We start from the raw sequence: 23,496 nt of genomic DNA, 5'->3' as shown, positions 1-23,496 counted from the left end.
CCGGGCCTAGATGTAGTTGTAGTAACATTCCGTTTCAGGGCACATGCGCAAGTGAAGAAGCAGTAGCTTCTGTATCGTCCTGTGGGCGTCGGTAAACAATAAATACTAGAAAGGCCCCGAGGGTAGCGCCGCCAACTTGGGCAGACATTGAGACGATGGCTGCGCCTAGACTGGTCATATTACGGCCGACTAGCACAAAGGCTGCACACGTAATGATGACGTTCATGAGTGGAATCAGCGAGGAGGTTCCTGGGCGTCCTCGGCCTGAAATTAGTGCAATGCTTATAAATGCGATGAACGAGTAGGCTGTTCCGATGGTTAGAAACTGAACCGCTTGGATGCTTGCGGAGAAGTCGGTACCGAACAGCAACGGAATGTATAGGGGTGCGCCACCGTACAATAATGCAAGTAGGACTCCGCCAGCGAGGGCGAATGGAGCAATGTCGCGCAAGATGAATCCTAGCCGTTCCCCTTTGCTCGCCAGAGTAAGGGCATTCCTCCCTGCCAAGGCCGCGCAAACAACCGGCACCTCTGCCACGGTGACTGCGACAGCGTAATAACCTAATTCCTGGCTCGGTGCCACGATCGGGAGCAGGGCTTGATCAATCCTGTTGCTGCAAACCACTGCGATCGACCCTAGGGCAGCCGCAGCAGAGTATTTGTAAATCTCCCGAGCCGCTGGTGAGCTACCGCGATCGTTGGTCTTGACGGACCGGTCAAAGAGAATAAGACCAGACACAACGAAGGCTGCAAGGGCTCCAGCAACGTAGGGGCCAGCCGAGTCGTAACCTATCCATGCGACCACCAGCACAGCCACGAACCTCAGGATGGCGAAGCCAAACCTCTCTAGGTCCAGACGTTTCCATGCGCCCAAGCCCTGCCAGTATGAGCGGAGAATTTGAACCACCGCCGAGAAGATTACTAGGCTCCAGGCGACAAGTAGCCACCAGCGCGGAATACCCTGGCTCTGACTAACAGCCGTCGAGTACCACGTTAGGAGAGCGTATGTCCCAAGGGCCGTTGGCACGCCTACTACAAAGGCCTTCACCAGGACGGAGCGGGGGTTGTTGCCAGCGGCAATGAAGTACGTGACCGCAGAGGGAAGGCCTATAGTTGCCAGCGCGCCCGCAAGGGTGAGAGGCTCCATCACGCTGGAGAACTGCCCCCGCCCTTCGGCACCCAAGGACCGAGCGAGGATGGGACCAGAGAGTAGGCCCAGCGCCGGACCGAGTCCGTAAGCTAGAAGACCTCGCAACTTTGGCCAGGCAATGAGCCGAGTGAGGCCCTTACTGGGCATTTGTTGCTTCTGTTTCAACGGGAAGCGATCCTGGCAGTTCCTTGATTCTCTTGGCTGGTGTTCCAACATAGAGTCCGTGTGGCTCGCAGTCACGTGTGACTACGGAACCTGCAGCAATAACGCAGCCAGCACCTACGCTGACGCCCGGCAGCAGTACTACTCCGGTTCCTACAAAAGAACCGTCTCCGATGCGTATCGGCGCCCAGATACTGCGGCCGGCCCTAGAGCTGGGATTCGAAGTGTCGTGATCGGTGTTCAGAAAAACCACACCGATGCCAATTCCGACGTTGCAGCCAATCTCGATACCAACTCTATTGTCAAATATGCACTGGTAATTGACGGTACTGCCTCTACCGATGCTCACATTCCTGTCACGAAAAATAACCCCAGGCCTTACCAAGCATGTTGTCGCGATGTCTAGACCGGCAAGCTTGTAGATCAACGTCCGGAGCCGTGCCGGCACGCAATGACTCGAGGCCACAACGTTAACGAGCGCCACCCAGAATAGGCTTTTGTGCTCACCCGGGTCTTGGACCATGTCCTTTAGCCGCGTAAGATCCGAGATTTTCATATAGCGCTCCGTTACTTACCTTTCATCGCTGAAGCATTGGACAACTCGACCGGCGGAATTCGCAGGTCGGCGCGACTTAGTCACGCCGGCCGCTACCTAGCCTGGTGCTTGACCTTCTTGCACTGCCGCTGAGTTCGGTAACCAGATCGACAGCGGCTCGCACCCTGTTAGTCCAGGAGTAGGGTTGTGCAGCACTACTACGAACGTTCACGTCTGGAGCGTTGAATGCGTCGAGCGAGCGGAGAGCAGCACTCGTGAAGTCCCCTCTTGGAATGATGGAAATGCCTTCGGGTAGCTGCGCGCTGACAAGGCTTGGAAGAGGGGTGCAAAGCACGTTCAGTCCTGCCGCTAGATACTCATAAATCTTCATCGGGAAAATACCGCGAGTATGGTCGTTAACCAGATAAGGAACAATGCCGACTATAGAATCTCCGACTTGTCTGGCCAGCTCAGCGGGCTCCAAAATGCCGAGGTACTCAACGTTCGAGTATTTGAGAAGTCGCTTGACCTCTTCGGTCGGCTCCGTGCCGTCGATGGCGACGGGGCCAGCGATGCATAGATTTGCTCCGCTGTCAGCCAGTTCAAACAGCAAATCGAAGTCAATTTTCGTCGGTGTCAGATTCCCAGAAAAGAAGACGCGGTTCCGGGGTGTGGACGATGCATAGGAAGAATACAATTCTGTATCAGCCACGTTCTCCCATAGCAGGGCACTTCGACCATAGCTAACTTCTATGTGTCGATGCACTCCGCGGCTGCTGGCTATTACCTCATTGGCTATAGGAACAAGCTGCCGCTCGGCCGTTAGTATCACAGCAGCAGGGGTGTGGGGAAAAGTGTGAAGCAGATCGACGGAGTGATAGACATTTGCGTCAAAAAGACGTTCGATGCCATATGTCATAGGCGAAAACGTCCAAAGGACGTCTCGGTGTTGAGACGGAATATTTTTCCTGATAAACCGCATCAAAAGGTATCTGTTGATCTTTCGCACCAAACGCCAGCGATGAAACGGTAGTACCTTGGGAGACAGGACGTGCACACTCTGATTCCCATTCGCTACTACTCTGTCCTTCGTGACTGTTTGTCGGCGACGGCGTGGCACGAGGCGGCGGAAAATGCGACCTATATCAGTTCGGTTTAAACGCGGTGAACGCAAACCCAGCGAATTAAGATAGTAGACTTTATGCGTCCTCGAAAGTCCTTGAGCCAGGTGTTGCTTATTTGTCCAGATCGGATTATCAAAGTCTGCCGTGGAAAGAATAGTAATGGCAGGGTTTCCCGTGCGCGTCACAGGCTCGTTGTTCATGTGCCCCCGTTTGTTCTTTGGCTAACGATCTGCGTCATGTGACGGATTCGAGAACGCCGAATTTGTGTGTGTGCTGATCCGGATCGCTTTAGGAATGGTGCCTGAAGCTGGGCTATTTGCCGGAAGTGAAATTGGCGACGGTGCGAGACTTCCCTCCTCGGACGATTTCTTTCCTACCGGCTGATCTGCCTTCTCGGCCCCTGCGGCTCGACGGAGCAGCGTCTCCGCTTTCATAGCTGTAATAGCTGTACGCGTAGGCGTCCGGACCCTTGACAGGCAGACGGTTGAGTACAACTCCCAAGACTTCTGATCCGACAAGGCGCAGTGCGTTGAGTGACTTTTCTAGGTCTTGTCGGCGAAGCTTTTGCGAGCCAACAACGAGTAGAGACCCTCCCACGTGCTGGGACAGGACGGCGGCGTCCGTGACCGGCAGAAGCGGGGGAGCATCGATCACAACGGCGTCGAATGCGTGCTCCAGTCGGGTTAGAAGCGCCTTCATTTCGTCACTACCGAGGAGTTCGCTTGGATTGGGCGGGATTCTCCCCGAGGTCAGGACGTATAAGTTGTCGTCACCCCAGGGCTGGAGAAGGTCATTAACATCGGCTGAGCCGACCAGTGCTGTGGTTAGCCCGGCATTACGGTCTAGCCCTAGGTAGTCGCTCACCATCGGCCGTCTCAAATCAGCATCCACCAGGCACACCGACTGTCCCGACTCAGCCAAGGCGATCGCCAGGTTGGCCGCCGTTGTGCTTTTGCCTTCGCCGGGCAGCGAGGAAGTTACCAGCACGGACTTAGCATGGCCGGCGACGTTGGCGAACTGTAGGTTCGTTCGGAGTTGACGAAAGGCCTCAGCCCTAGGGCTTTGTGGGGCTGTTTGGGACAACAACGGGTTTTTCGCAGCCTCGGGATCAAAGGCTATCCCGCCCAGTATCGGAGCTTCTGTGACTTGTCGAAGGTCTGCCTCGCCACGGATCTTGGTGTCCATGGTAGTGCGGAAAACGGCGCCGACGACACCTAGGGCGAGCCCGAATATCAGTCCCAAAGCCAAGTTCAGCCGAGTATTAGGAGCTGAAGGGGACGTGGGTGCGGTCGCAGGTTTGATAATTGACAGGCTAACGGGCGAGGTCCCACCGTTCGTGGGCTTTTCTAGCGTATCGACCGCCTTGATGAGGCTGCTGGCGATTGCTTGCGCCGTGGCGGCAGCCTGCACAGGCGAATTGTCATCCACTGCTATGGTGATCAATACTGTGTTCAGGTCCGTCGTGGCCTTAACTTTTTGGCTCAAATCATCAGCAGTAAGATTCAATCCCAACGAATCAATTGCGGGTTGCAAGACGACCGGGGTATCCACGGTTTTCACATAGGACTGCACCCGGGCCTGACTGAAGGTATTTCCCTGCTGTAATTCGCTGACTGATCCTGAACTCTGAATAGCCACGAATAGTTGCGTTTCCGCCGTATAAGTCGGTTTGGTCAAGGCTGAGGCTGCGCCAGATACTAGGAGGCCGGCCAACGCTGCCGCTACAACCAATATCCAATTACGCCGCAAGATGCGGAAATAGTCGCGAAGATCCAAGCCTGTGTCCCCCTGAGTCGATCGTTGTGGATGCCTTGGGGCACACCACCGAACGGCGAAATTGGTGCGGTCCTGTCTATTGTACCGGGCAAAGCATGGACGGCGTGCGGCCAACGCCATGCCCTCTCTTGGTCGTCCCACCATCTGGCAAGCGCTAGTTTCTTCACCTGCCTAGTGGGCTTATGTGGAGGAAATCTTGTGCTGGATGTCGCCATCTCTCGCAGGCGCAGAGCTCCGAGGGAGTGCTCCTGAGTTCTTGGGTGCGCACACACCATTGGGTGCTTGCTATCGCGTATCCATATCCTCAAATACCAAGAATGTTTGCGTATCCAGCACGCCTGCCATGGACTGGAGTTGATCGAAGATCACCCGGCGCAGGTGCACGTTGTCCGCGGCCCGCACCAGCAAAATGACGTCGAAGTCTCCGCCTACGAGTGCGATGTGGTGCACCTCGGGGATGGCGCGCAACTGCTCCCGTAGCTCCCGCCATGAGTGCTGCTGCACTTTGAGTGTCACGTAGGCCGAGGACTTGAGGCCGGCCTTGAGGGGATCTACAAGTGCCGTGAATTTCGTCAGCACACCCTGGCCTGTGAGTCTCGCTATTCGCGTATAGGCGTGGGCCCGGGAAATGTGCACGTTCTGGGCTACCTGCGTCACAGACATCCGGCCGTCGCGCGTCAGCTCGGCGATGATATTGCGGTCGACATCATCCAGTGGCGCCGCTGCTTGATCGTCATTCATTTCAGCCATTCGTCTCCAACTCCCGCCAGCTACGCAGCTCACCGTTGCGATTCGTCTCTCAGGATAGGTGTGTGAAGCGTACTTCTCCACAATCCGTGCTGGTGCTGGATACGAAACGACATCTGGGACCATACTGAAAGCGATTAGTGGCTACATAAGGACGGACCAATGACGATCTCCGCTGACCACACTGCTCGTGGTGGAACGGGCCAGGATCAGCACGCGCCGGAACAGGCCGTGTACACATACCTGCCCGGCGGCGCCGCCGAGGCCGTGCGCAAGTTCGGCATCACCGCAGAGGATTACATGCTGCCGGCCCGCCACCAGATCCAGATGGTGGACAAGGACGGCAAACTCAAGCACCACTCCGAGCAGGGCGCCGAACCGGGCCACGAGTACCCGTTGCCCGGGGACGATGAACTCCTCGCCGCCTACGAACAGCTCGTTGTCGGCCGGCGGGTCAACGACCAGAACTCCGCACTGGTCCGCCAGGGCCGCATGGCCGTTTACCCTTCCAGCCATGGCCAGGAGGCCTGTCAGGTAGCCGCCGCGCTCTGTCTGGCCGACGGCGACTGGATGTTCCCCACCTACCGCGACGCAGTCGCCGTCATGGCACGCGGCGTGGACCCGATCGAGGCCATGACCATCTTCCGTGGAGACTGGCACGGGGGCTACGACCCGCTGAGGCACAAAGTCGGCATCCAGTGCACGCCGCTCACCACGCAGCTGCTTCACGCCGTTGGCGTGGCGCACGCCGCCAAGCTGCGCGGCGAGGACACGGTGGTTCTTGCCATGTGCGGTGATGGCGCCACCAGCGAGGGCGACTTCCATGAGGCCCTGAACTTCGCCGCGGTATTCCACCTGCCCGTCATCTTCTTCGTGCAGAACAACCAGTACGCCATCTCTGTGCCGCTGGCCCATCAGTCAGTGGCTCCTTCGCTAGCGCACAAGGCTGTGGGATATGGCATGGCGGGTGAACGGGTGGACGGCAACGACGTCGTTGCGCTGCTCGCTGTGCTGGACCGCGCGGTCAAGCTCGCCCGCGAAGGCTCGGGCCCGCTCTTGGTCGAGGCGCACACCTACCGCATGCAGGCCCATACGAATGCCGACGACGCCACCCGCTACCGTCAGGATAGTGAGGTTGCCCAGTGGATTGCCCGAGATCCGCTCACACGGATGAAGAAATACCTCACAGACAAAGGAGTGCTAGACGACGGCGCTGACGCCAGGATTGCGGAAAAGGCAGAGGCAGTTGCCGCGCAGCTCCGTACCGGCCTCGGCGAAGACGTCCGCGTCGACCCCCAGGAACTGTTCAAACATGTCTTTGCAACGCCGACGCCGCAGCTCGCTCAGCAGTCGGCTCTGCTCGCGGACGAGCTCGCCCGTGATGCTGCGGATGCAATATCCGAAGAGGAGGCCAACAAATGAGCCCCACAATCACCACGTCGTCCGAGGCCAACGGCAACGTCTCCTCAGCCACTGCTCGCGCTGCTGCCTCCGCTGCGGCAAACGCCGAGGAAGCCGGACCGCAGCCCGTAACCATGGCCAAGGCGCTGAACACTGCGATGTCGGATGCCATGCACGCGGATGATTCTGTCCTGGTCTTCGGCGAGGATGTCGGCATGCTGGGTGGTGTCTTCCGCATAACCGACGGACTCATGAAAACCTTCGGCGAACAGCGCTGCTTCGACACGCCCCTGGCTGAGTCGGGGATCGTCGGTATGGCCGTGGGTATGGCCATCAACGGCATGCGGCCGGTTGTCGAAATGCAGTTCGACGCGTTCGCCTACCCGGCTTTCGAGCAGATTGTCAGCCATGTGGCCAAGATGCATAACCGGACCAAGGGCCGGGTCAAGCTGCCCATGGTCATCCGCGTTCCGTACGCCGGCGGCATCGGGGGAGTGGAACACCACTGCGACTCCTCCGAGTCCTACTACGCCCACACCGCAGGGCTGAAGGTCTACACACCGGCCACGGTTACCGACGCCTATCGCATGCTCCGGGAAGCCATCGACTCCGACGACCCGGTGATGTTCATGGAGCCGAAAAAGCTCTACTGGTCCAAGGATCTGGTGGACCTGGATGCGCTCCGGGCGGAGTACGAGCGGCAAGCGGATGGGCGCGAGGCCACCGAGGGCCGTGCCGCTGTCGCCCGCTCGGGCACCGATGCGACGCTCATCGCATATGGTCCCTCTGTCCCGACGGCACTTGCCGCGGCCGCCGCAGCCGCCGAAGAAGGGCGATCGCTCGAGGTCATCGACATTCGCACCATCGTGCCGTTCGACGACGCGACGGTGGCCGCTTCCGTCCGGAAGACCGGCCGGGCGGTGGTGATCGCGGAGGCTCACGGCTTTGCCTCTGTGTCCTCCGAGATCGTGGCCCGGGTTCAGGAGCGGTGCTTCCATTACCTGGCTGCGCCCATCCGCCGAGTCACGGGCTTTGATGTTCCCTACCCGGCACCGAAGCTCGAGCACTACTACCTGCCGGGCGTGGACCGCATCCTCGACGCCGTTGACGACCTCCAGTGGGAAGACTGATCAGATGACCGAACGGAAAGTGTTCCTCCTGCCCGACCTCGGCGAAGGGCTGACAGAAGCCGAGCTCTTGAAGTGGCTCGTGGCGGTAGGCGACGAAATCCGCGTGGACCAGCCCATTGCTGAAGTGGAAACCGCGAAGTCAGTCGTGGAGGTACCGTCACCATACGCAGGCACTGTAGCCGAGTTGCACGGCGAACCGGGCCAGACTTTAGATGTGGGCAAACCGCTCATTTCAGTGACCCCGACGGAAGCGCAGGTTGCGCGCGTCGAAACCGAGGCTGCCGAAACCGAAACCACGCTGGTTAAGCCCCTCGAAACCCAAGAGACGGCAGGCGAAGCTTACCGAACAGAAGAAAGAGCGGGCTCGGGCAACGTACTTATTGGCTATGGAACCCCTGGCGGCACAACCACTGTCCGCCGAACTCGGCCCCGGCGCACGAATTCGGTGGCTGAGACTGTTGAAACCGCGCACGTCGAAACTGAGCCCCAAGACGATACCAAGCTGACGACCCCCGCAGACGATGCCTTACTTTTACGCACTCGCGTCCCGGGCAAACTTGGAGCGGTCATCTCACCCTTGGTCCGCCGGATGGCCAAGGAGCATGGTGTGGACCTAGGACACATGCAGGGCTCAGGGGAGAGCGGCCTGATCCTGCGACGTGACGTCGAGGCGGCAATCAATGCGCCGATGGTTGACCCTGCTGAGACCGAGCGTGTCGAAACCGGTATAGTTCCGCTGGTACCGCCTGTCGAATCGGTCTCGACAAGCTCGACCAGCGTGAAGGTCGATCTCCGCACCGGCCTCCAAATCACCGGACGCACGCCCGTCCGGGGCGTGCGGAAAGCCGTAGCTGCCAACATGTCGCGCAGTCGCTCCGAGATCCCAGAAGCTACGGTCTGGGTAGACGTCGACGCCACGGCACTGGTGGAGCTCCGCGCCGGCCTCAAGAAAACGGACCCGAGTCATACGCCCGGCCTCCTGGCCTTCATCGCCCGCTTTGTGACTGCAGGCTTGAAGAAATACCCGGAGCTGAACGCCCGCTTCATCAACGCAAAGGACGCGTCCGGCGGCGAGTCTCAGGAGATAGTTGCCTTCGATGGGGTCAACCTCGGGTTTGCAGCTCAGACGGATCGCGGGTTGGTGGTCCCTTCTATCCGCAACGCTGAGAAACTGAGTGCCAGCAAACTCGACGAAGAAATTAAGCGGCTGACCGCCGTCGTGCGCGATGGCAAGGCGACACCAACGGAGCTGGGCAGCGGAACCTTCACGCTTAATAACTACGGCGTGTTTGGCGTGGATGGTTCCGCGGCAATCATTAATTATCCGGAGGTAGCTATCCTCGGCGTTGGCAGGATTATCGACAAGCCGTGGGTCGTCGAAGGCGAACTTGCCGTGCGCAAAGTCACTGAGCTGACGCTGACCTTTGACCACCGGGTCTGCGATGGCGGGACGGCCGCCGGATTTCTGCGCTATGTCGCGGATGCGATCGAGGCCCCGACCTCGCTTTTGGCCGATTTGTAAAACGTAAGTATTGGCATTCCGGTGATTGGTCCTTCGCCGCCTTTTTCGGCGGCGAAGGACTACAGGTCTTACAGTGTCGTGTCTGAGTGGTCGCTGCACCTTACGAGAGCCTCGAGGCCCCTTCCGTCATCCTTGTATGACGTGACGTGGTTGGTGATCGTGTTGCAGGTCTCGCAGAAGTGCTTCTGTTGTTTAGTCCCCATGGCCAGATCATACCTAGCGCGGTGTTTCGAATGAGTGAATTTGCGCTACGCGCTGTGTTCCCGCTGGTCTGGCGCTATAGCGCTCCCCTGATAATCCCAAGCTAGATGAGTACAATCGAGGCCAGAAGATCGCAGATGCTCCCCAGATTTATGGAGAAACAATGTCACGATGGCTCGAGGTCGGCGCGGACAACTATGTGCTGGTGACCGAAGGTTCAAAGCTCAACACCGGCCTGATCGTAGGAACCGAACGGGCCATGGTGATCGACACCGGATGCGGACCGAGGCAAGGCAAGGAGATCCTGGACGCCGTGCGGGGGAAGACCCCGCTGCCGCTCGTGGCGGTAAACACCCACGCACATTACGACCACTTCTTCGGCAACGCGGTCTTCGCCGAGGCCGGCGTCGAGGAGTTCTGGGCGCACGAGAACTGCGCCGAGGAGATCAGTGAAGACGGCGACGCCCAACGCAGCGAGGTCACCGAGACCGAACCGGAAATGGCCGCCGCCGTCGGTGAGAACGTGGAGATCGTGGTCCCCAACGCGATTGTTCGCGACCAGCCCGTACTCGTGGACCTTGGGGGTCAGACTGTCACGCTGTTCTACCTGGGCCGCGGGCACACCGACGGCGACCTCCTGGTGGGAACCACCACCACACTGTTCGCCGGTGACCTCGTGGAACAGGGCTCGCACCCGTCGTTCGAAGACTCCTACCCGGAGGAATGGGCCGATGCGCTGCGGCATTTGTCCGCCCTGCGGCGCCGCTACGAGTTCCTTGTTCCGGGGCACGGTGAACCCTGCAGCGACCGGTTCGTCAAGACCACGGCAGACACCATGACTACGGCCGTCCGGCAGGCCAGGCAGTCCATCCGCGACACTCCCGCAGACGCCACGAAGGCCATACCGGTGCTGCCATACGGGCCCGAGCAGTCGCGCTGGTTCATTAAGCGTCTGCAGGAGACCCGCCAACAGCACTGAACCAAGTACTCGCTGTAGTCCGGGTACCGGACGCCGGGAAACACAGGTATTGACCACGCTGGAGGTGTGACCTGCGCCACTCTAGGTTTGCGTCATGAATACCGGAATCAGCGCGGTCATCCGCCGCTTCATTGATACACACATCGTGGCCGATGACCCGTTCCCCGAGCGTTCCTGGCTCGACCGGCAGGACATGCCGGGCGTGGAAGAGCGTGCCAGGGCTGCCGTTGCGGGTTTGCCCGTGGAGCCGCTGTCGCCGCTTCCCTCTCGGCACGCGGGGCACGGTCAGCACCCTCAGCGGCTGCGTCGGAGGCTGCACCACCGCAACGCGGCCACGAATCACGGCGACGGCATCTAGGCCTATTTAGGTGGGAAGCGCTACATCTTGATCAAACCTTGATGTTTGCTTGCGCTTTCCTTGAGTTTCCGTCCGTAGCGTCGCCGCCATGGGATTCCGTGGGGGAGGCCGGTACGGTCGGGAATCGCGGCGCGAAGTACGCCGCCGGCGGCTTCGCGCACTGTCATTCGTCGGGCTGGCGGTTCTGGCAGTGGCGACTGCGGTGGTGGTGACGCTGGCCCTCCGGCGCTAGGGGCAGAGGCATGAAGCGCAATAGCTGAATAGTGGTCGCATCAATGGGCGTGTCCAATTGGACAGCGCCCTTAAGTGCTAAGTAGGCTGGCGAACGACCCAAAAATGGGGGGTCCATTCCCAGCCCCTTTGTCGCACCCTGAGCATGGTCGCTCTGGTTGTGTCGAAGGAGCTGCCGCTTACGGAGGTCTCAACCGTGGCTGTCACCGATTTCGTTCTCGCGCTGTCCGGCTTGCTGGGCAGCCTGTTGGTTCCGTTCGCCGGGCTCTACTGGATGCTCCGGCTCAAGCGCAGGACCGTTGCCGTTGCCCCGGCCGCAGCCTCTTCCGTTCCGGGCGGGCTGAAATAGCCGTGCCGTACGTCGATATCAACCCGCACCGCAGTCGACCCAAATGGTGGGGCTACGTGGCGCTGGGCGTTCTGCTGGTGATCACTGCCGCTGTTGTTATGGCAGCTCTCACTCACAGTTGAGAAACCGTGTCTTCTGGCGCCGCTAGGAACGCGCAAGCTAGGGCCGCTGTCAATAGGTAGTTAGGCAGCGCCTAGAATGGCTATTTGAACGAGACCAATCGACCACCGCAGCGGGACGCCGCTGCGAGCCCGGGGGGAACGACCATGCCCAAGCCAGCGGACAACCGATTAGCCGAGGCCAGCCCCGACGAGGAGCAGCCCGAGCTCCGCCGCCGCTTCCGCCGTCGCAATGACGACGGCTCCGACGCCTGGACAGGAACCTTTCCCGCCGTGACACCTGAGCCGACCGCACCGCCCCGTCCTGTCCGCAGTTCCTCCTGGGCAGAAGCTGCCGCGGTAGCCGACGCTCTCTCCGACGCCCCTCCCGCCCAGGCGGCTCCGCCGACGCCGGCCCGCCAGCCTGCGGGAGCACCGCCGTCGAAGGTACCGGAAAGCCTTCCGGAGCCCGAGGTGCCGGTTGCGGACGCCACGGCATTGCCGACGTCGTTTGTCCGCGAGCAGAAGCCGCGCCCGAAGAAGGGCTTCCGGGGCTTCCTGTACCGGGCTACCGGCGGCGCCTGGAACCTGGGCCCTAGCGCTCTTGAACGCGAGGAAGATGAGGTGGCCCGCCGGATCTCGCGCCAGCTGCAGGGCAGCTTTAATACCGCCGTGCTCAGCCTGAAGGGCGGCATTGGCAAAACGTCCACCACGGTAGGAGTGGGCCTGACCCTCGCCGAGTTCCGTGGTGACCCGCCGTGCGCCATCGATGCTAACCCCGACTCCGGTGACCTCGTGGAGCGCGCGCTGGGGGAGGGCATTTACCAGAAGGCCACCCCGCGGACCATTACAGATCTGCTCCGGAACATCGACTCCGTCGACTCGCTCACGGAACTTTCCCGCTACATGCACCACTCCGGCCGGCTGCACCTCATCGCCGGGGAGCAGGACCCCGAGGTGTCCGATTCACTCACCGCCGAGGAATACCTGAGGATCCGCAAGCTCATCTCCAGCTATTACTCGGTGGCGCTGACCGACTGTGGCACCGGTGTAACGCACAACGCGATGAGTGGCATCCTGCAGTCCGCGGACAACCTGATCATCGCCGCCGGCTATGCGGTGAGTGGTGCCAAGCGCGCACGCAGCACCCTGCAGTGGCTTGCCGGCCACGGTTATGAGGACCTGGCGCGCAACGCGATCGTGGTGATCACTGACAAGGACGAGGTGTCAAACCGTGTGGACAAGGACGCCATCGAGGAGCACCTGGCCGGGATGTGCCGCGAACTCATCGCCGTGCCGCACGACAGGGGAGTGGCCGACGGTGACCTGGTAACCCTTGACCACTTGAAGCCTGAGACGCGACGGGCATACAAGGAGATTGCTGCTGCAATCGTGGATGGGTATCGCTAGAGTTCGGTCGAAGTCAAGCAATCTCGGCGGCGAACACTGGAGCTTTCCAAGGCAACTGGTTCCGAAACCCCTTGTTACTACGGAATAGCACAATATCGGCCCTCGGGAACCCTTGGACGGGGTGAACCGGAAACTTCGAGGGGGCCCAAATTCCCTAATTGCGTAAGCGGATAGTGTTCGTGAGGGGCTCTGGCGGTGGTTCCACGCCAGAATCGCCCACTGTTAATGTTGCCACCGCGTCACCGCTTCGGAAGGCCGATCCGCCATTTTTCGGTCCCGCTATGACGGTGATCTCCACAGTTTGGGTCGCCCCCGTACAGTCGACTTCCTTGGAACCACTGCCGTCTGCGTGACGCTTTGGGCTTAGCTGTTGCTTCAGAAGGACCTGGATTGTTTCCGTGGTCCTCCCAGGTTCCACTTCGCATGTGAAAGTCACAGGGACCGATACAGAAGCGCCCTTGGCGCCGAGGGTGCCATCGCCGATGGCCAACGGCGACCCGGATGACCACGCCGGAACAATCGACGATGCGAGAAATGCCGCAGTCGCTGCGGTGGTGACAGCAAGATGACCCTTTTTTCTCATTTCTTGTTCTCCGTTCTTGTTCTCCGTTCAGATACTCAACCGGGGACCGGCAGCAGCCCCTCCATGTCGGGTTCTATTTATTGGTGAAACGGACTTCTGTGGTTAGTTCGGTGGTGGTGCAGTCGTTTGGTGCGACACAGGTTTGTAGCCCTATCAGGAGTACAGCTGGACCAGTTTGGTAGTGCGAGGCGGAATTCCGGGGGGTGACTATGACACGCACCTGATCATCTTGGTCTCCTCCAGCGCATAAAACCTCCACCGCTCCGTCGCCTGCTACGACTTGTTGCTGTTTGGTACGCTGCGTTGCCCTGATACTTAGAGAACCCGACCTTTCGGCGTCGCAGTGGAATGCGACTGTGATTACGACTGCCGCGCCTTTTTCGATAAGACTGGCGCCTGTGGCCCCCGTGATGGAGTCTGCTGCCAATGCCGGGCCGCCACTCGCCAAAGTTAGTAGGGCGGCGGTGCACATGACGGCCGTCAGCCGTGTATGGAGTTTCATAACCCACCTGATTTCTGGATGATGAATAGGGAGGGCATCGTACCCCGCACGGAGAACGACCGCTAGAGTCAAATTTCTCCGCTGTAGGGGCAGCCCTGTGGTCGCCGCGCTGAGAAGGTGTCTAACGGCGTCCGCGTTGCCCTGATTGGCCGTGGTCGCGCCATTTACGTGGCGGACACGGTCCGGTTCACCTTCCCGAACTCCGAAGGTGGGGCCTGTCCGTAAGGGCTCGCCGTTCATAGCGCTAGTGGCGACCATGGCGGAAAAGGGTTAGCCCGAGGAGATCGTGGTGGCCAAGTAGAAGAGGCAAGCGCACGCCAAGGTAAATCCAAGGAATCCCACCTATCGTGGGGCACATGGGGAACACGAATCTTGACCATTTCCAGCGGCGCCAGGCACAGAAGCGCCGACTGCAGGCCCTTTCCTACGCTGGGCTGGGAACCCTGGCCGCGGCGACGGCGGCCGTCGTCTGGATGGCACTTACACGCTGACGGCACCCGCCACCCGCTGGCGCGAGGTGAACACGGCGGTTGGTCACTGTTCCAGGAACTCGACGACCGTTGGCTCATTCGGCGTCTCCTCGCTGGACGCGAAGATCATCACAGGCTAGGGGCCGCCGGGCGGCCTGGCTCCGCCGTGACCGTGCCGGTCCGCGCCCCTACGAGGACGCTGCCAACGTCTCGGAGGCGGCCGCAAGCATCGGTGGCTCAGGGTCCCGCCGCCGATCATCCAGTATCTGCACCGTCGCCACGCGTTCGCGCAGGCAGGTGCTCAGGCGAATCGGATGTGACAGTCACCTCCGGAACGTGAGGGCCGCCGTCGGACGCGAAGCGGATGCGGCTACCACCTTTTGCCACCGGCGACGGGGGATCGCCGGCTGGCCGTCATAAAGCTCCTCGGTGTCCCCACTTCCGGTGACAAATTCCGCCGTCCGCTGGCTACCATGCTGACCGCGCCAGGGCGGGCTGGCTAGCCTTTCAGATAGGCGCAAGGATTCCAACGGGCTATATGGGGGGCCGTTGGGCTTCTTGCCGCCGTGGGGACGCGAGCCGCCTGACCTGGCCCGACTTTTCAGCGTTTGCGCTGGTCAGTGCCCTCTTTCTTTCACTCTAGGTTTTGGCTTCCTGGGAAGAACCGCATAGGGTGGTCAATGTATCTGCACGGAATTCAACGTCGTATCTCCGCTGCCGGCTGGGGGAGCCGCCTGTGCGATCCGCGCTCTGGTCACGTGCCTCCTGGCACGTCTGGGCAGCGGACTGTCATTGGGGGAAAACATGCCTGCTCGCAACATCTCTGAATTAAAACCCGCCCGGCGGCCCGGGAAGGTCCGTGCCATTCTGGCGGCAGGATAGTGGCGGGGGCGCTCGACGCCGCGCTATATATTCTGGGCGCGGTGCTACCGGCAGCGTCCTCTGCCATACAGTCGGCTGCCGCACCGGTATCGGTCGCCGCCGAGTCGGCGCTCACGCCGCTGGCCAGCACCCTCACCCTGACCGTTAACGTCCAACCGGATCGGCCAGGTGCACCTTCTGGTGCAGCGGCGGCCAGCGGCGCCGGAGACGGCCAATACAAGGTGTCCGCGCTGCGCGTTGCCGCTGCCGGAAGTACGGTCGAACTCTACCTCGCGACGGCCTCTGCCGGGCCTGCAGTCTTCTACCGGCCGGGTAGGAGCTGACCTCCGGGTATCGCCGTCGTCGTTCCTCCGCGGGCAGCGGCCCTACCCCGAGTGCAGGAAGACGCGTCCATGGCTGGCACGGCGAGGGCAGCCGTTCCCAAGCGGCCCCAAGATTAGTCCAAGGTTTTCTGTTTAGCCTCGGCCGCATGGGGAACCGCAATCTTGAGCGTTTTCAACAGGGGCAGACACGGCAACGCCGGCTGCGTGCCCTCTCTTATGCAGGACTGTGTCTTTTGGCCGTGCTGACGGCGGCGGTCGTGTGGATGGCGCTGTCACGCTGATGCCGTCCGGAACAGTTGCGACCAGCGCTACGAAATAGAGGTGTTGGCTATGGAGGATCTTAGACACCACGGGCGGCCATCGTCCGGCTCGCCCCATGACGCTAAGCGCGCTAAGAGAATTTTCGGCGCTTCGCTTTGCATTGTTTTTGTGCTGACGGCTGCAGGATGTCCTGCTGAGGCGGGGGCAGCAGCGGCAAAGTATGCGGACGACGTCGCACGCGCCGCCGCAAGCGCTGAGTCGAGGTTGCGGCAACCCCAGTCATGGCTGTTGCAGGGAAGAAAGGCCAGCGACGAGACCAGCGAGCTGTCGCGTCTCCTGGCAAACCCTCCAGAAGGAACCGCGGGAGACTCCAACGTCCGTCAGGCGATCGAACACGGGAGGGCTGTAGAAGAGTCGGCCGCGCAAGCCGACCAGCTGGTGCCGCCCGTACAAGCGACAACCGCCCGGTATCTAGACGTCGCGGAAACGGCGGTAGCTGCCAGCGCGACAGTTCCCAGCCCACTCGAAGAAAACCGGGTGGCAGAAGCGGGCAAGACGGTGCTAAAAGACATCGTGTGCTCACTGGCTTTAGACCGTGTCGCCCCTGAGGAAAGCAGCTCCCTCTCTGGAGCGCAGCTCAATTTCAACCAGATCTCCGACACCTCTGAACAGGCCGTAATAAAGGAGGTGCAGCACAGGGCCGCCGCCCTGGTCAGCCAGCAGTTTTTTGCAGGCTTCCGCTGGGGCTACTACGGTGCCGAGCTGGCATCTAGTGCGGGTAGGCACCTGGCTTCCATAAATCAGCAGGTGACCACTGGAAACTGGACGCTGACGGGGGAGTATGTCTTCGTGGTCAAGCACTGCCTCGCGCCTCCGGGCAGATAAGGCACCGCCGGCTAGCTGTATTGTCCCGGCAGGTTGATGACACGGGATTGACCTGACGCAATAAGAGGACCTCCGGGTGTTGTGTGGTGCTTGTCGAGAGCGAACACAAACCAGGAGGTCCTCGTGTCCCACCGTAACGCGATTTTGGCTCCGGCTTCAGGATCCGTCTTGCCCCAGACGATTTAGCTCCTGAGAATACAGAATGCCCCCACCGGTGCGAGAGCAGATGGAGGCATTCCGCCGACCTATTGTCACGGATTGCTAGTTGTGGTTGTCACTGAAGGGGTTGCTGGTGGCGGTAGACGTCCCACTGGTCGCAACCAGCCGGCAATTCGAAGCATTTCCCTGAGGCTGAAGTCCGGTAAAGGTCGCCACACCCAAGACGGCCTGCTGAGTCGTCGTTCCGCCGAGTTTGCAGGTGCTGATGCTTGTGCTGATGGTGACAGTACCGGTGCTAGTGGGGTTGCCGAACATGTCAGCGATGAGGACGCGAATGACGGGGTTGAAGGGCTGGTTCATGGAGACCGTCGGGGTTGGGCCAGTGTCGAAGGTAACCTGAGATGCCGCACCTGCCACGACGGTTTCGGTCTGTGTGACTGCACCCAGGGTGGCGTTGTTCACCGTTATTGTCGGCGATCCGGCCTTGGTGTCCCCGTAGTAGAAGGACGTCACCGCGGAACCGGCGGCGATCGTCACCTGGCTCACGGCTGCGCCTGCGGAGGTGGCGGCGAAAGTTGTCGTCGCGGAACTGGAGGCCAAAAGCAGCGTGGTGGCGCCCGCCGTCGTCGGGTTACCAAATGCATCCTGCCGCTGCACCGTGACCGGTCCGAGGGTGGCGGACGCAGACGCTGCCCCCGCCACCGGCGCGCTGGTCACGACGAGCTTCGTGGCTGCGCCGGCGGTGATGGTTGCCGCCTGTGATGCGGCGGTCAGACCGGTGCTGCTGGCAGCGACGGTGGGTGTCCCGGCTTTGGTGTCCCCGTAATGGAAGGATGCAGCTGATGACCCGTTGGGGATGGTCACGGTGGTGACTGCCGGTCCGCCATTGGTTGCGGAGAAAACTCCGGCTCCGGCTGTACTGGAGGAGAGCCCGACGGCGAGACTGCCGGCCGTAACCAGGTTGCCGTTTGCATCCACCCGCTGCACCGTGATGGGGCCCAGGTTGGCCGTGGCGGAGGCTGCCCCCGAGACGGGAGCGGTGGTGATTTGAAGTGTTGTTGCTGCCGCCGGCGTGATGTTGAAGGACCCGCTGCTGATCGGCGTCAGGCCGGGGGAGGACGCCGTGAGCGTGTACCCGGTGCCGGCTTTTTCAATCGACAGGTCCGGAAACGTCGCAACGCCCGAACCATCAGTTTGCACCGCCACTGTGCCGGACAGCTTCCCCGAACCCGGATTGTTCCCGAGCGACAGCGCGACTGAAGCGTTTGCTACCGCGACTCCCAAGGATGTCTGTACCGTCACGGTCACCGCCGGGCTAATCGTCACGGCGGCCACCGCATTGCTTGGTCCGCGGCTGAAGGCGAGCCGGTTGCTTCCCGGCAGCACCACCGTGACGTTGCCGCTGGCCTGGCTGACGGCTGTCCAGGACTTGTAGACAGCCGTGACGACGTAGGTGTGCGTCCCGACAGGCACCGCGTTATCCGTGCAGGACGCGCCATCCAGGAGGGATGCAGGGCTGCTGCCGCAAGCCGACGCGGTGGTGCTGCCCGTGATGCGGGTGACGTAGTAGCCGGTGGGTACTATTGGTCCGGCGGACGCCGTCCAGCTCACGGGCACGGCGCCCGCGTTAACCGACGGTGCAGTGACGCCGGTGGGTGCAGCCAGTGATGCGGTTGCGGCGCTTCCAGCCCCCAGTCCGACGGACTTCCAGAAAGCCGCCGCACCGGGAGCGCCCACGAGCGCCGCCATGACAAGCGACACCCCGATGGCCATGAAGCGGATAGCCGAGCGCCTAAGCGGCACCAGCCCCGCCTGAGGCGTCCGGGGGGCCTTGGCGGAGCTGGTGCTGGTGGCTGGCATGGCTACCTTCTGGACACGAAGCGGGCGTGAAGCTGGTCTACCAGCGGAGTCGGAGAACTGGGCTACTGACCAGATAGATCAGTCCGCCTCGCCTTCAGCTCGCGGTGAAGACCAGCGGTACGGTCGCTCCCTTGCAGGAGTCCTGGTTGGCGGCACGGTTGATCATCTGGATTTTGACCGTGCCCGCAACAGTGCCCGCCGGATCGATGGACCCCTTGACGATGTCCGCTTCGTCGATGACGAAATCGGCGGCCGTGCACGGTGCTGTGGTGCCTACGGACCAGCCCGCTTTCACGGTCACCTTGACATCCGACAAGTACTGGACGCCGGAGCCTGGGTTGGTCACCGTGAAGGCTACTGTCTGCTTGGGACCGTCCGGAGAAAGGGGACCGCCCGTCGCTGCCTGGCTCACGATCTCAAAAGGAGCGCTTTCGGTGCCAGCTTTTGCTTCGCCGGCGCCGGTGCCTGTTGCACTCCAGTATGCGAAGGCAGCGCCGCCACCGATGGCGGCCAGTACTGCGGTGGTAACGATGATGCGCTTCTTGCGTCCTGCGATCTTTGCCATGGTCTCCCCTAAGTAGTTGCGGCTCTGTCGCTCGCTTCCGCGGCGCCTGTCCGGTCTTGATAGAAAAAGCATGATGCTTCAACATCAAGTGCCAACCAAGAGGCGCTCAAGGTTCGATCAAGACTTGGTTCGGCCCAATTGAGGGTCTCCATCACCTCCTCTAAACCGCCAACTATCTCCGCCGTCGTACTCTTCTTCGGAACGCCACCCCAACGTTGCCGAAGGATTAACGCGGTTCTCACAGCCGGAATGCACTTGGATGTTATGTTTTGAGCAGATTTCAATTTGGGGGAAGAAATGAATAAAACGGTGAGGCCTCGGCTGGCCTCGGTGCTGCTCATGGCAGCCCTCGTCTCTGTCGGAACGGCCGGGCCATCGCAGGCTGCGGAAACAGACAATGCCATCGACACGCAATCGCGCGATGCGGTGGTGGCGGCCTACAAGGACCGCTACCTGCCTGCCACGGCGCAGGACATCAACTGGACAGGGTCCGTGACAGGGTGCGATCCGGGAACGCAGTCGGCGAGTTCGCTGGCCAGCGGAACGGCGGCGATTAACTTTTACCGCGGCCTCTCGGGGCTGGACAGTATTACCCTCACTGACGAGCAGAACGCCAAAGCACAGGCGGCGGCCCTGATGATGCACGCCCGGGGCAGCCTGAACCACTATCCCACCAGCGACTGGACCTGCTTCACGCCGCTGGGGCAAGCCGGAGCAGCAACGTCCAACCTGCACTACACCTTCCCCCGGCTCCCCTCCATGTCCCATGCCATCAGGGGATACATGGATGACGGGGGCAGCAATAACACCGACGTGGGGCACCGGCGCTGGCTTCTGAACCCGACCACGACCACCATGGGCATCGGGACCACCAGCATGTTCAACGCCGTCAACATCCTCGGCGGCGGGACCAGCGAGACTCGCGCAAATCCGGACTACATCGCGTTTCCGAATGCCGGCTATTTCCCCACCCAGCTGCTGCCGCCGGGGCGATGGTCGCTGTCGTCAGGCCACGACGTCGATTTTTCGAGGGCCAGCGTCGTGGTTACAGATGCCGCCGGAACCGACATGCCGGTCACGTCCTACCCCGCAGGGAACGGTTACGGGCCCAATACCCTGGTATTCGACGTGGCGCAGCTGCAGATACCGCGGGGAACCGCGGAAACGAACTACACGGTCAAGGTCACCGGGATGGTGCGCGAGGGGACGCCCGTGGACTACACGTACACCGTGAAGCTGATTGACGGAACCGTGACGGGTCCCAGCACCCCGGACCCGACGCCGCCACAGGTTCGCGAAAACATCGCGGTCGCACCCGCCGGGCCGACGTTTGGTGGTTGGTGGTACGTAATTCCTTCCGAGCCGGGGGTCCGTTACCGGGTCGGCGGGATCGTCCGCGACCCCGGAACGTATTTCGTTCAGGAAGTCATTACCGTTACGGCTGAGGCCAAGTACGGCTACGTCCTGCAGGGGACGACGTCCTGGTCCAAGGACCTCCGGCCAGTTCCCATTATTGAAGTTGCACCACCTGCACCCACCTTCGGCGCGTCGTCGTTCACCATTCCTTCCAAGACCGGGGTCCGGTACATCGTGGCTGAACTGCCGAAGGCCGCTGGCACTTACCCCGCATCGGGCCGGGTCGAGGTGTACGCCGAGGCTCTTCCCGGCTACTCCGTCACCGGGAATTTGACGTGGGCGCACACATTCCCGCCGCCCGCGGCCCCGCCAGTTGCACCGACGATCAAGTCGCAGGATAGCGTCCTTGCCATTGACTCGGCAGGCACTCTTTGGAACTACGGCAACCTGAAGACCGCCCGGGTCAGGATCGGTGCCGGGTGGTCAATCTTCAGCGACATTCACGTCACGGACTGGAACCGGGACGGCTACTTCGACATCCTTGGCAAGGCCAAGGCGGGGCAGCTCTACCTGTACCGGGCCCTGCCTGGCGGAGGCTTCGTCCGGGAGACGATCGGTGCCGGCGGCTGGCAGAACTACACCATCGACGTCGGAAGCTGGAAGACCGCCGACAGGTTTCCGTCGATCGTGGCCAAGCACGTTGCCACCGGAAAGCTGTATCACTACGCCAACACCCTCGGGAAGGCGCCCAGCGCTGGCGTCCAGATCAGTGCCGGTTGGCTGAAGCTGGACATCAGCCTCCTGGACTGGAACCGGGACGGTGCCATGGACATCGTGGCGCGAAACGCAAGTGGCCAGCTGGTGCTCTACCGGACCAACGGCCGCGGCGCGTTCATCGCGGAAAATCGCGCGGTCATTGGAGCGGGCTGGCAGGGCTTCACGTCACTGACCGTGGCCCGCGGGCTTGGCGGCGTGGGTACCCAAGGTCTGCTGGCACGGAGCAAATCAGGGGCGTTGCTGTACTACCAGGCGAACGAGTCTGCCTGGGACGCCCCGAGGACCCTCGGCACCAGGGGTTGGGAACCATACGTCATCGGCAACCACTGAGCCGTCGGTTCGGGTCTTGAGCGCGGAAGCTCTTGGGACTGGAATGCATCCCATGAGTCTAGGGAACTTTTGCGGGTGAGAGGCCTTGGCTGCGACACAATCACGCGGTGATTTTGTGTTCACCAGAAAATAACTAAACTCATTGGAGGAAACAGTTGACCGCTGCTTATCCGGCCTCTACGCTCGGCATAGCGGATTCGAGCCGCGTTTGTATCTGGGGGGGAATCCGCCATTCATTTGGCAGTTCATGTAAACCACTCGCATCTATGGAAGGTATATCCATGCTCGCTCTCACCGATTACGCAATTGCTGCGCATGTCTCGGCGCAAAATGCAGTTGCGCGGGCAGTAAACTCCGCACTGGACAAGAACAGTGAATACCGCTGGGTCTGGCTTGTCCTGATCGGCATTCTGGTCATTGCTGCCGCAGTGGCCTGGATCTACTGCCGCAACTCGGGCTACCGTGGCTTCACCGGCCACATCGAGGCCGTCAAGGGTCCCTGGGGCATTAAGATCGGCGTCAAGCTCGGTTGCTACTAGCCTGACAACGATTAAGGACCAATAAATAATGGAACACTTGCCTGACCCGCTGGCTGTCACCGGACTCACCAAGGACTATGGAGCCCGGCACGGCGTTCAGGACCTCGACTTCACGGTCCGAGCAGGGGAAGTGACCGGGCTGCTTGGCCCCAACGGGTCAGGCAAGTCGACCACCATCCACTGCATTTCCGGTTTCATCCGCCCAACGTCGGGGACAGTTAACATCTGCGGCCTTTCGCACGACGACGTGGAGGCCAAGGACCGTTTTGGATTCTTCCCGGACGACCTGCCTGTTCCCGAAGCCCTCACCGCCCGCGAACTCCTGGATTTCCACCGCCGGCTACGGCCGCTGTTCCATGACGAAACCGCGGCCGGTCTGGCCGACCTGCTGGGACTTGCCCCGCACCTGGAAAAGTATGTCGGGGACTATTCCCACGGCATGAAGCGCAAGCTCCAGCTGGTGCTGGCACTGTCCCACCGGCCTGACCTTCTGATTCTGGACGAACCCATGCGCGGGCTGGACCCCGAAGCGGGACTCCTCATGAACTCGCTCCTGCGGACCTTCACCCGTGAGGGCGGGGCCATCCTGATCGCAACGCACGATCTCTTGGCCGCTGAGCGCTTCTGCGACTCGGTGGTAATCCTCGCCGAAGGCCGGAAAGTGGCTGCCGGACACCCCGAAGATCTCATCAAGGAAAGCGGGGCGGCGTCACTGGAGGAGCTGTTTGTCCACGCCACCGGGCTGCATCAGGCTATGCTCGGAAAGGAAGAGGAATTGCAGCGTTTGCTGTCCTTCTAATTCCTTTTGGCCGCTCGTAAACCAAAGAAGCG

General features: G+C 61.2%; 20 protein-coding genes. 13 read left to right on the top strand and 7 right to left on the bottom strand.

What is annotated here, in order from left to right:
• Positions 1-34: 34 nt before the first annotated feature.
• From ACHMXB_RS12305 to ACHMXB_RS12285, 5 genes are all read right to left on the bottom strand, one after another.
• Positions 35-1,297, bottom strand: a complete 1,263-nt coding sequence (locus ACHMXB_RS12305) for a lipopolysaccharide biosynthesis protein (RefSeq protein WP_395398611.1) — start codon at positions 1,295-1,297, stop codon at positions 35-37.
• Entirely contained in the window at positions 1,287-1,868 is a 582-nt protein-coding gene (locus ACHMXB_RS12300) for an acyltransferase (RefSeq protein WP_395398609.1), read from the bottom strand. The genes ACHMXB_RS12305 and ACHMXB_RS12300 overlap by 11 nt, the downstream gene beginning before the upstream one ends.
• 76 nt (positions 1,869-1,944) lie before the next feature.
• Positions 1,945-3,171 (bottom strand): hypothetical protein, encoded by a 1,227-nt coding sequence (locus ACHMXB_RS12295; RefSeq protein ID WP_395398607.1) that lies wholly within the window; start codon positions 3,169-3,171, stop codon positions 1,945-1,947.
• A 112-nt stretch (positions 3,172-3,283) separates the two neighbouring features.
• The gene (locus ACHMXB_RS12290) at positions 3,284-4,747 is read right to left on the bottom strand and encodes a polysaccharide biosynthesis tyrosine autokinase (RefSeq protein ID WP_395398605.1); all 1,464 of its coding nucleotides are present in this window, start codon (positions 4,745-4,747) and stop codon (positions 3,284-3,286) included.
• Positions 4,748-5,032: 285 nt separating this feature from the next.
• Positions 5,033-5,497: an Lrp/AsnC family transcriptional regulator gene (locus ACHMXB_RS12285; protein WP_395398603.1), complete on the bottom strand. Its 465-nt coding sequence runs from the start codon at positions 5,495-5,497 to the stop codon at positions 5,033-5,035.
• 159 nt (positions 5,498-5,656) lie between these two features.
• On the opposite strand from ACHMXB_RS12285, the gene pdhA reads away from it, so the two are divergent.
• The 10 genes from pdhA to ACHMXB_RS12235 all read left to right on the top strand — a co-directional run bounded on the left by pdhA (position 5,657) and on the right by ACHMXB_RS12235 (position 17,079).
• A complete protein-coding gene (gene pdhA / locus ACHMXB_RS12280; protein ID WP_395398601.1) occupies positions 5,657-6,916 on the top strand; it encodes a pyruvate dehydrogenase (acetyl-transferring) E1 component subunit alpha in 1,260 nt (419 codons plus the stop codon).
• A complete protein-coding gene (locus tag ACHMXB_RS12275; RefSeq protein WP_395398599.1) occupies positions 6,913-8,025 on the top strand; it encodes an alpha-ketoacid dehydrogenase subunit beta in 1,113 nt (370 codons plus the stop codon). The genes pdhA and ACHMXB_RS12275 overlap by 4 nt, the downstream gene beginning before the upstream one ends.
• A 4-nt stretch (positions 8,026-8,029) precedes the next feature.
• On the top strand, positions 8,030-9,547 hold the full coding sequence (locus ACHMXB_RS12270; RefSeq protein ID WP_395398597.1) for a dihydrolipoamide acetyltransferase family protein: 1,518 nt from the start codon (positions 8,030-8,032) through the stop codon (positions 9,545-9,547).
• Between the two features lie 364 nt (positions 9,548-9,911).
• Positions 9,912-10,727, top strand: coding sequence for an MBL fold metallo-hydrolase (locus ACHMXB_RS12265; RefSeq protein ID WP_395398595.1), 816 nt, complete (start codon positions 9,912-9,914; stop codon positions 10,725-10,727).
• Between the two features lie 94 nt (positions 10,728-10,821).
• On the top strand, positions 10,822-11,085 hold the full coding sequence (locus ACHMXB_RS12260; protein ID WP_395398593.1) for a hypothetical protein: 264 nt from the start codon (positions 10,822-10,824) through the stop codon (positions 11,083-11,085).
• An 88-nt stretch (positions 11,086-11,173) separates the two neighbouring features.
• Positions 11,174-11,317, top strand: a complete 144-nt coding sequence (locus tag ACHMXB_RS12255) for a hypothetical protein (RefSeq protein WP_395398591.1) — start codon at positions 11,174-11,176, stop codon at positions 11,315-11,317.
• A 195-nt stretch (positions 11,318-11,512) separates the two neighbouring features.
• Complete coding sequence (locus tag ACHMXB_RS12250; RefSeq protein ID WP_395398589.1) at positions 11,513-11,665, top strand: hypothetical protein; 153 nt, start codon at positions 11,513-11,515, stop codon at positions 11,663-11,665.
• 266 nt (positions 11,666-11,931) lie between these two features.
• Positions 11,932-13,173 (top strand): MinD/ParA family protein, encoded by a 1,242-nt coding sequence (locus ACHMXB_RS12245; protein ID WP_395398587.1) that lies wholly within the window; start codon positions 11,932-11,934, stop codon positions 13,171-13,173.
• 1,441 nt (positions 13,174-14,614) lie between these two features.
• Positions 14,615-14,749 (top strand): hypothetical protein, encoded by a 135-nt coding sequence (locus tag ACHMXB_RS12240; RefSeq protein WP_395398585.1) that lies wholly within the window; start codon positions 14,615-14,617, stop codon positions 14,747-14,749.
• Positions 14,750-16,362: 1,613 nt separating this feature from the next.
• Positions 16,363-17,079 carry a hypothetical protein gene (locus ACHMXB_RS12235; protein WP_395398583.1) on the top strand — a complete coding sequence of 239 codons (717 nt, stop codon included), beginning with the start codon at positions 16,363-16,365 and terminating at the stop codon, positions 17,077-17,079.
• Positions 17,080-17,340: 261 nt separating this feature from the next.
• Here the strand turns inward: ACHMXB_RS12235 and ACHMXB_RS12230 are convergent, their stop codons facing one another.
• Both ACHMXB_RS12230 and ACHMXB_RS12225 read right to left on the bottom strand, forming a co-directional pair.
• The gene (locus ACHMXB_RS12230) at positions 17,341-19,098 is read right to left on the bottom strand and encodes a hypothetical protein (protein ID WP_395398581.1); all 1,758 of its coding nucleotides are present in this window, start codon (positions 19,096-19,098) and stop codon (positions 17,341-17,343) included.
• A 94-nt stretch (positions 19,099-19,192) separates the two neighbouring features.
• Positions 19,193-19,663: a hypothetical protein gene (locus tag ACHMXB_RS12225; protein ID WP_395398580.1), complete on the bottom strand. Its 471-nt coding sequence runs from the start codon at positions 19,661-19,663 to the stop codon at positions 19,193-19,195.
• 297 nt (positions 19,664-19,960) lie between these two features.
• Here ACHMXB_RS12225 and ACHMXB_RS12220 point away from each other — a divergent pair, with 297 nt between their 5' ends.
• The 3 genes from ACHMXB_RS12220 (at position 19,961) to ACHMXB_RS12210 (ending at position 23,464) form a co-directional block, all read left to right on the top strand.
• Positions 19,961-22,126, top strand: coding sequence for a CAP domain-containing protein (locus ACHMXB_RS12220; protein WP_395398579.1), 2,166 nt, complete (start codon positions 19,961-19,963; stop codon positions 22,124-22,126).
• 281 nt (positions 22,127-22,407) lie between these two features.
• A complete protein-coding gene (locus ACHMXB_RS12215; protein ID WP_395398578.1) occupies positions 22,408-22,665 on the top strand; it encodes a hypothetical protein in 258 nt (85 codons plus the stop codon).
• Between the two features lie 28 nt (positions 22,666-22,693).
• Positions 22,694-23,464 (top strand): ABC transporter ATP-binding protein, encoded by a 771-nt coding sequence (locus ACHMXB_RS12210; protein WP_395398577.1) that lies wholly within the window; start codon positions 22,694-22,696, stop codon positions 23,462-23,464.
• The last annotated feature ends 32 nt before the right edge of the window (positions 23,465-23,496 follow it).

The organism is Arthrobacter sp. UC242_113 (genome assembly GCF_044054585.1).
In the GTDB taxonomy this organism is placed as follows: domain Bacteria; phylum Actinomycetota; class Actinomycetes; order Actinomycetales; family Micrococcaceae; genus Arthrobacter.
This window is presented reverse-complemented; position numbering and strand designations above follow the sequence as displayed.

Bases quoted from the DNA above. Each gene is read 5' to 3' on its own strand.
- ACHMXB_RS12305 (WP_395398611.1), bottom strand. From the start codon at position 1,297: ATGCCCAGTAAGGGCCTCACTCGGCTCATTGCCTGGCCAAAGTTGCGA.
- ACHMXB_RS12300 (WP_395398609.1), bottom strand. From the start codon at position 1,868: ATGAAAATCTCGGATCTTACGCGGCTAAAGGACATGGTCCAAGACCCG.
- ACHMXB_RS12295 (WP_395398607.1), bottom strand. From the start codon at position 3,171: ATGAACAACGAGCCTGTGACGCGCACGGGAAACCCTGCCATTACTATT.
- ACHMXB_RS12285 (WP_395398603.1), bottom strand. From the start codon at position 5,497: ATGGCTGAAATGAATGACGATCAAGCAGCGGCGCCACTGGATGATGTC.
- pdhA (WP_395398601.1), top strand. From the start codon at position 5,657: ATGACGATCTCCGCTGACCACACTGCTCGTGGTGGAACGGGCCAGGAT.
- ACHMXB_RS12275 (WP_395398599.1), top strand. From the start codon at position 6,913: ATGAGCCCCACAATCACCACGTCGTCCGAGGCCAACGGCAACGTCTCC.
- ACHMXB_RS12270 (WP_395398597.1), top strand. From the start codon at position 8,030: ATGACCGAACGGAAAGTGTTCCTCCTGCCCGACCTCGGCGAAGGGCTG.
- ACHMXB_RS12265 (WP_395398595.1), top strand. From the start codon at position 9,912: ATGTCACGATGGCTCGAGGTCGGCGCGGACAACTATGTGCTGGTGACC.
- ACHMXB_RS12260 (WP_395398593.1), top strand. From the start codon at position 10,822: ATGAATACCGGAATCAGCGCGGTCATCCGCCGCTTCATTGATACACAC.
- ACHMXB_RS12255 (WP_395398591.1), top strand. From the start codon at position 11,174: ATGGGATTCCGTGGGGGAGGCCGGTACGGTCGGGAATCGCGGCGCGAA.
- ACHMXB_RS12245 (WP_395398587.1), top strand. From the start codon at position 11,932: ATGCCCAAGCCAGCGGACAACCGATTAGCCGAGGCCAGCCCCGACGAG.
- ACHMXB_RS12240 (WP_395398585.1), top strand. From the start codon at position 14,615: ATGGGGAACACGAATCTTGACCATTTCCAGCGGCGCCAGGCACAGAAG.
- ACHMXB_RS12230 (WP_395398581.1), bottom strand. From the start codon at position 19,098: ATGCCAGCCACCAGCACCAGCTCCGCCAAGGCCCCCCGGACGCCTCAG.
- ACHMXB_RS12225 (WP_395398580.1), bottom strand. From the start codon at position 19,663: ATGGCAAAGATCGCAGGACGCAAGAAGCGCATCATCGTTACCACCGCA.
- ACHMXB_RS12220 (WP_395398579.1), top strand. From the start codon at position 19,961: ATGAATAAAACGGTGAGGCCTCGGCTGGCCTCGGTGCTGCTCATGGCA.
- ACHMXB_RS12215 (WP_395398578.1), top strand. From the start codon at position 22,408: ATGCTCGCTCTCACCGATTACGCAATTGCTGCGCATGTCTCGGCGCAA.
- ACHMXB_RS12210 (WP_395398577.1), top strand. From the start codon at position 22,694: ATGGAACACTTGCCTGACCCGCTGGCTGTCACCGGACTCACCAAGGAC.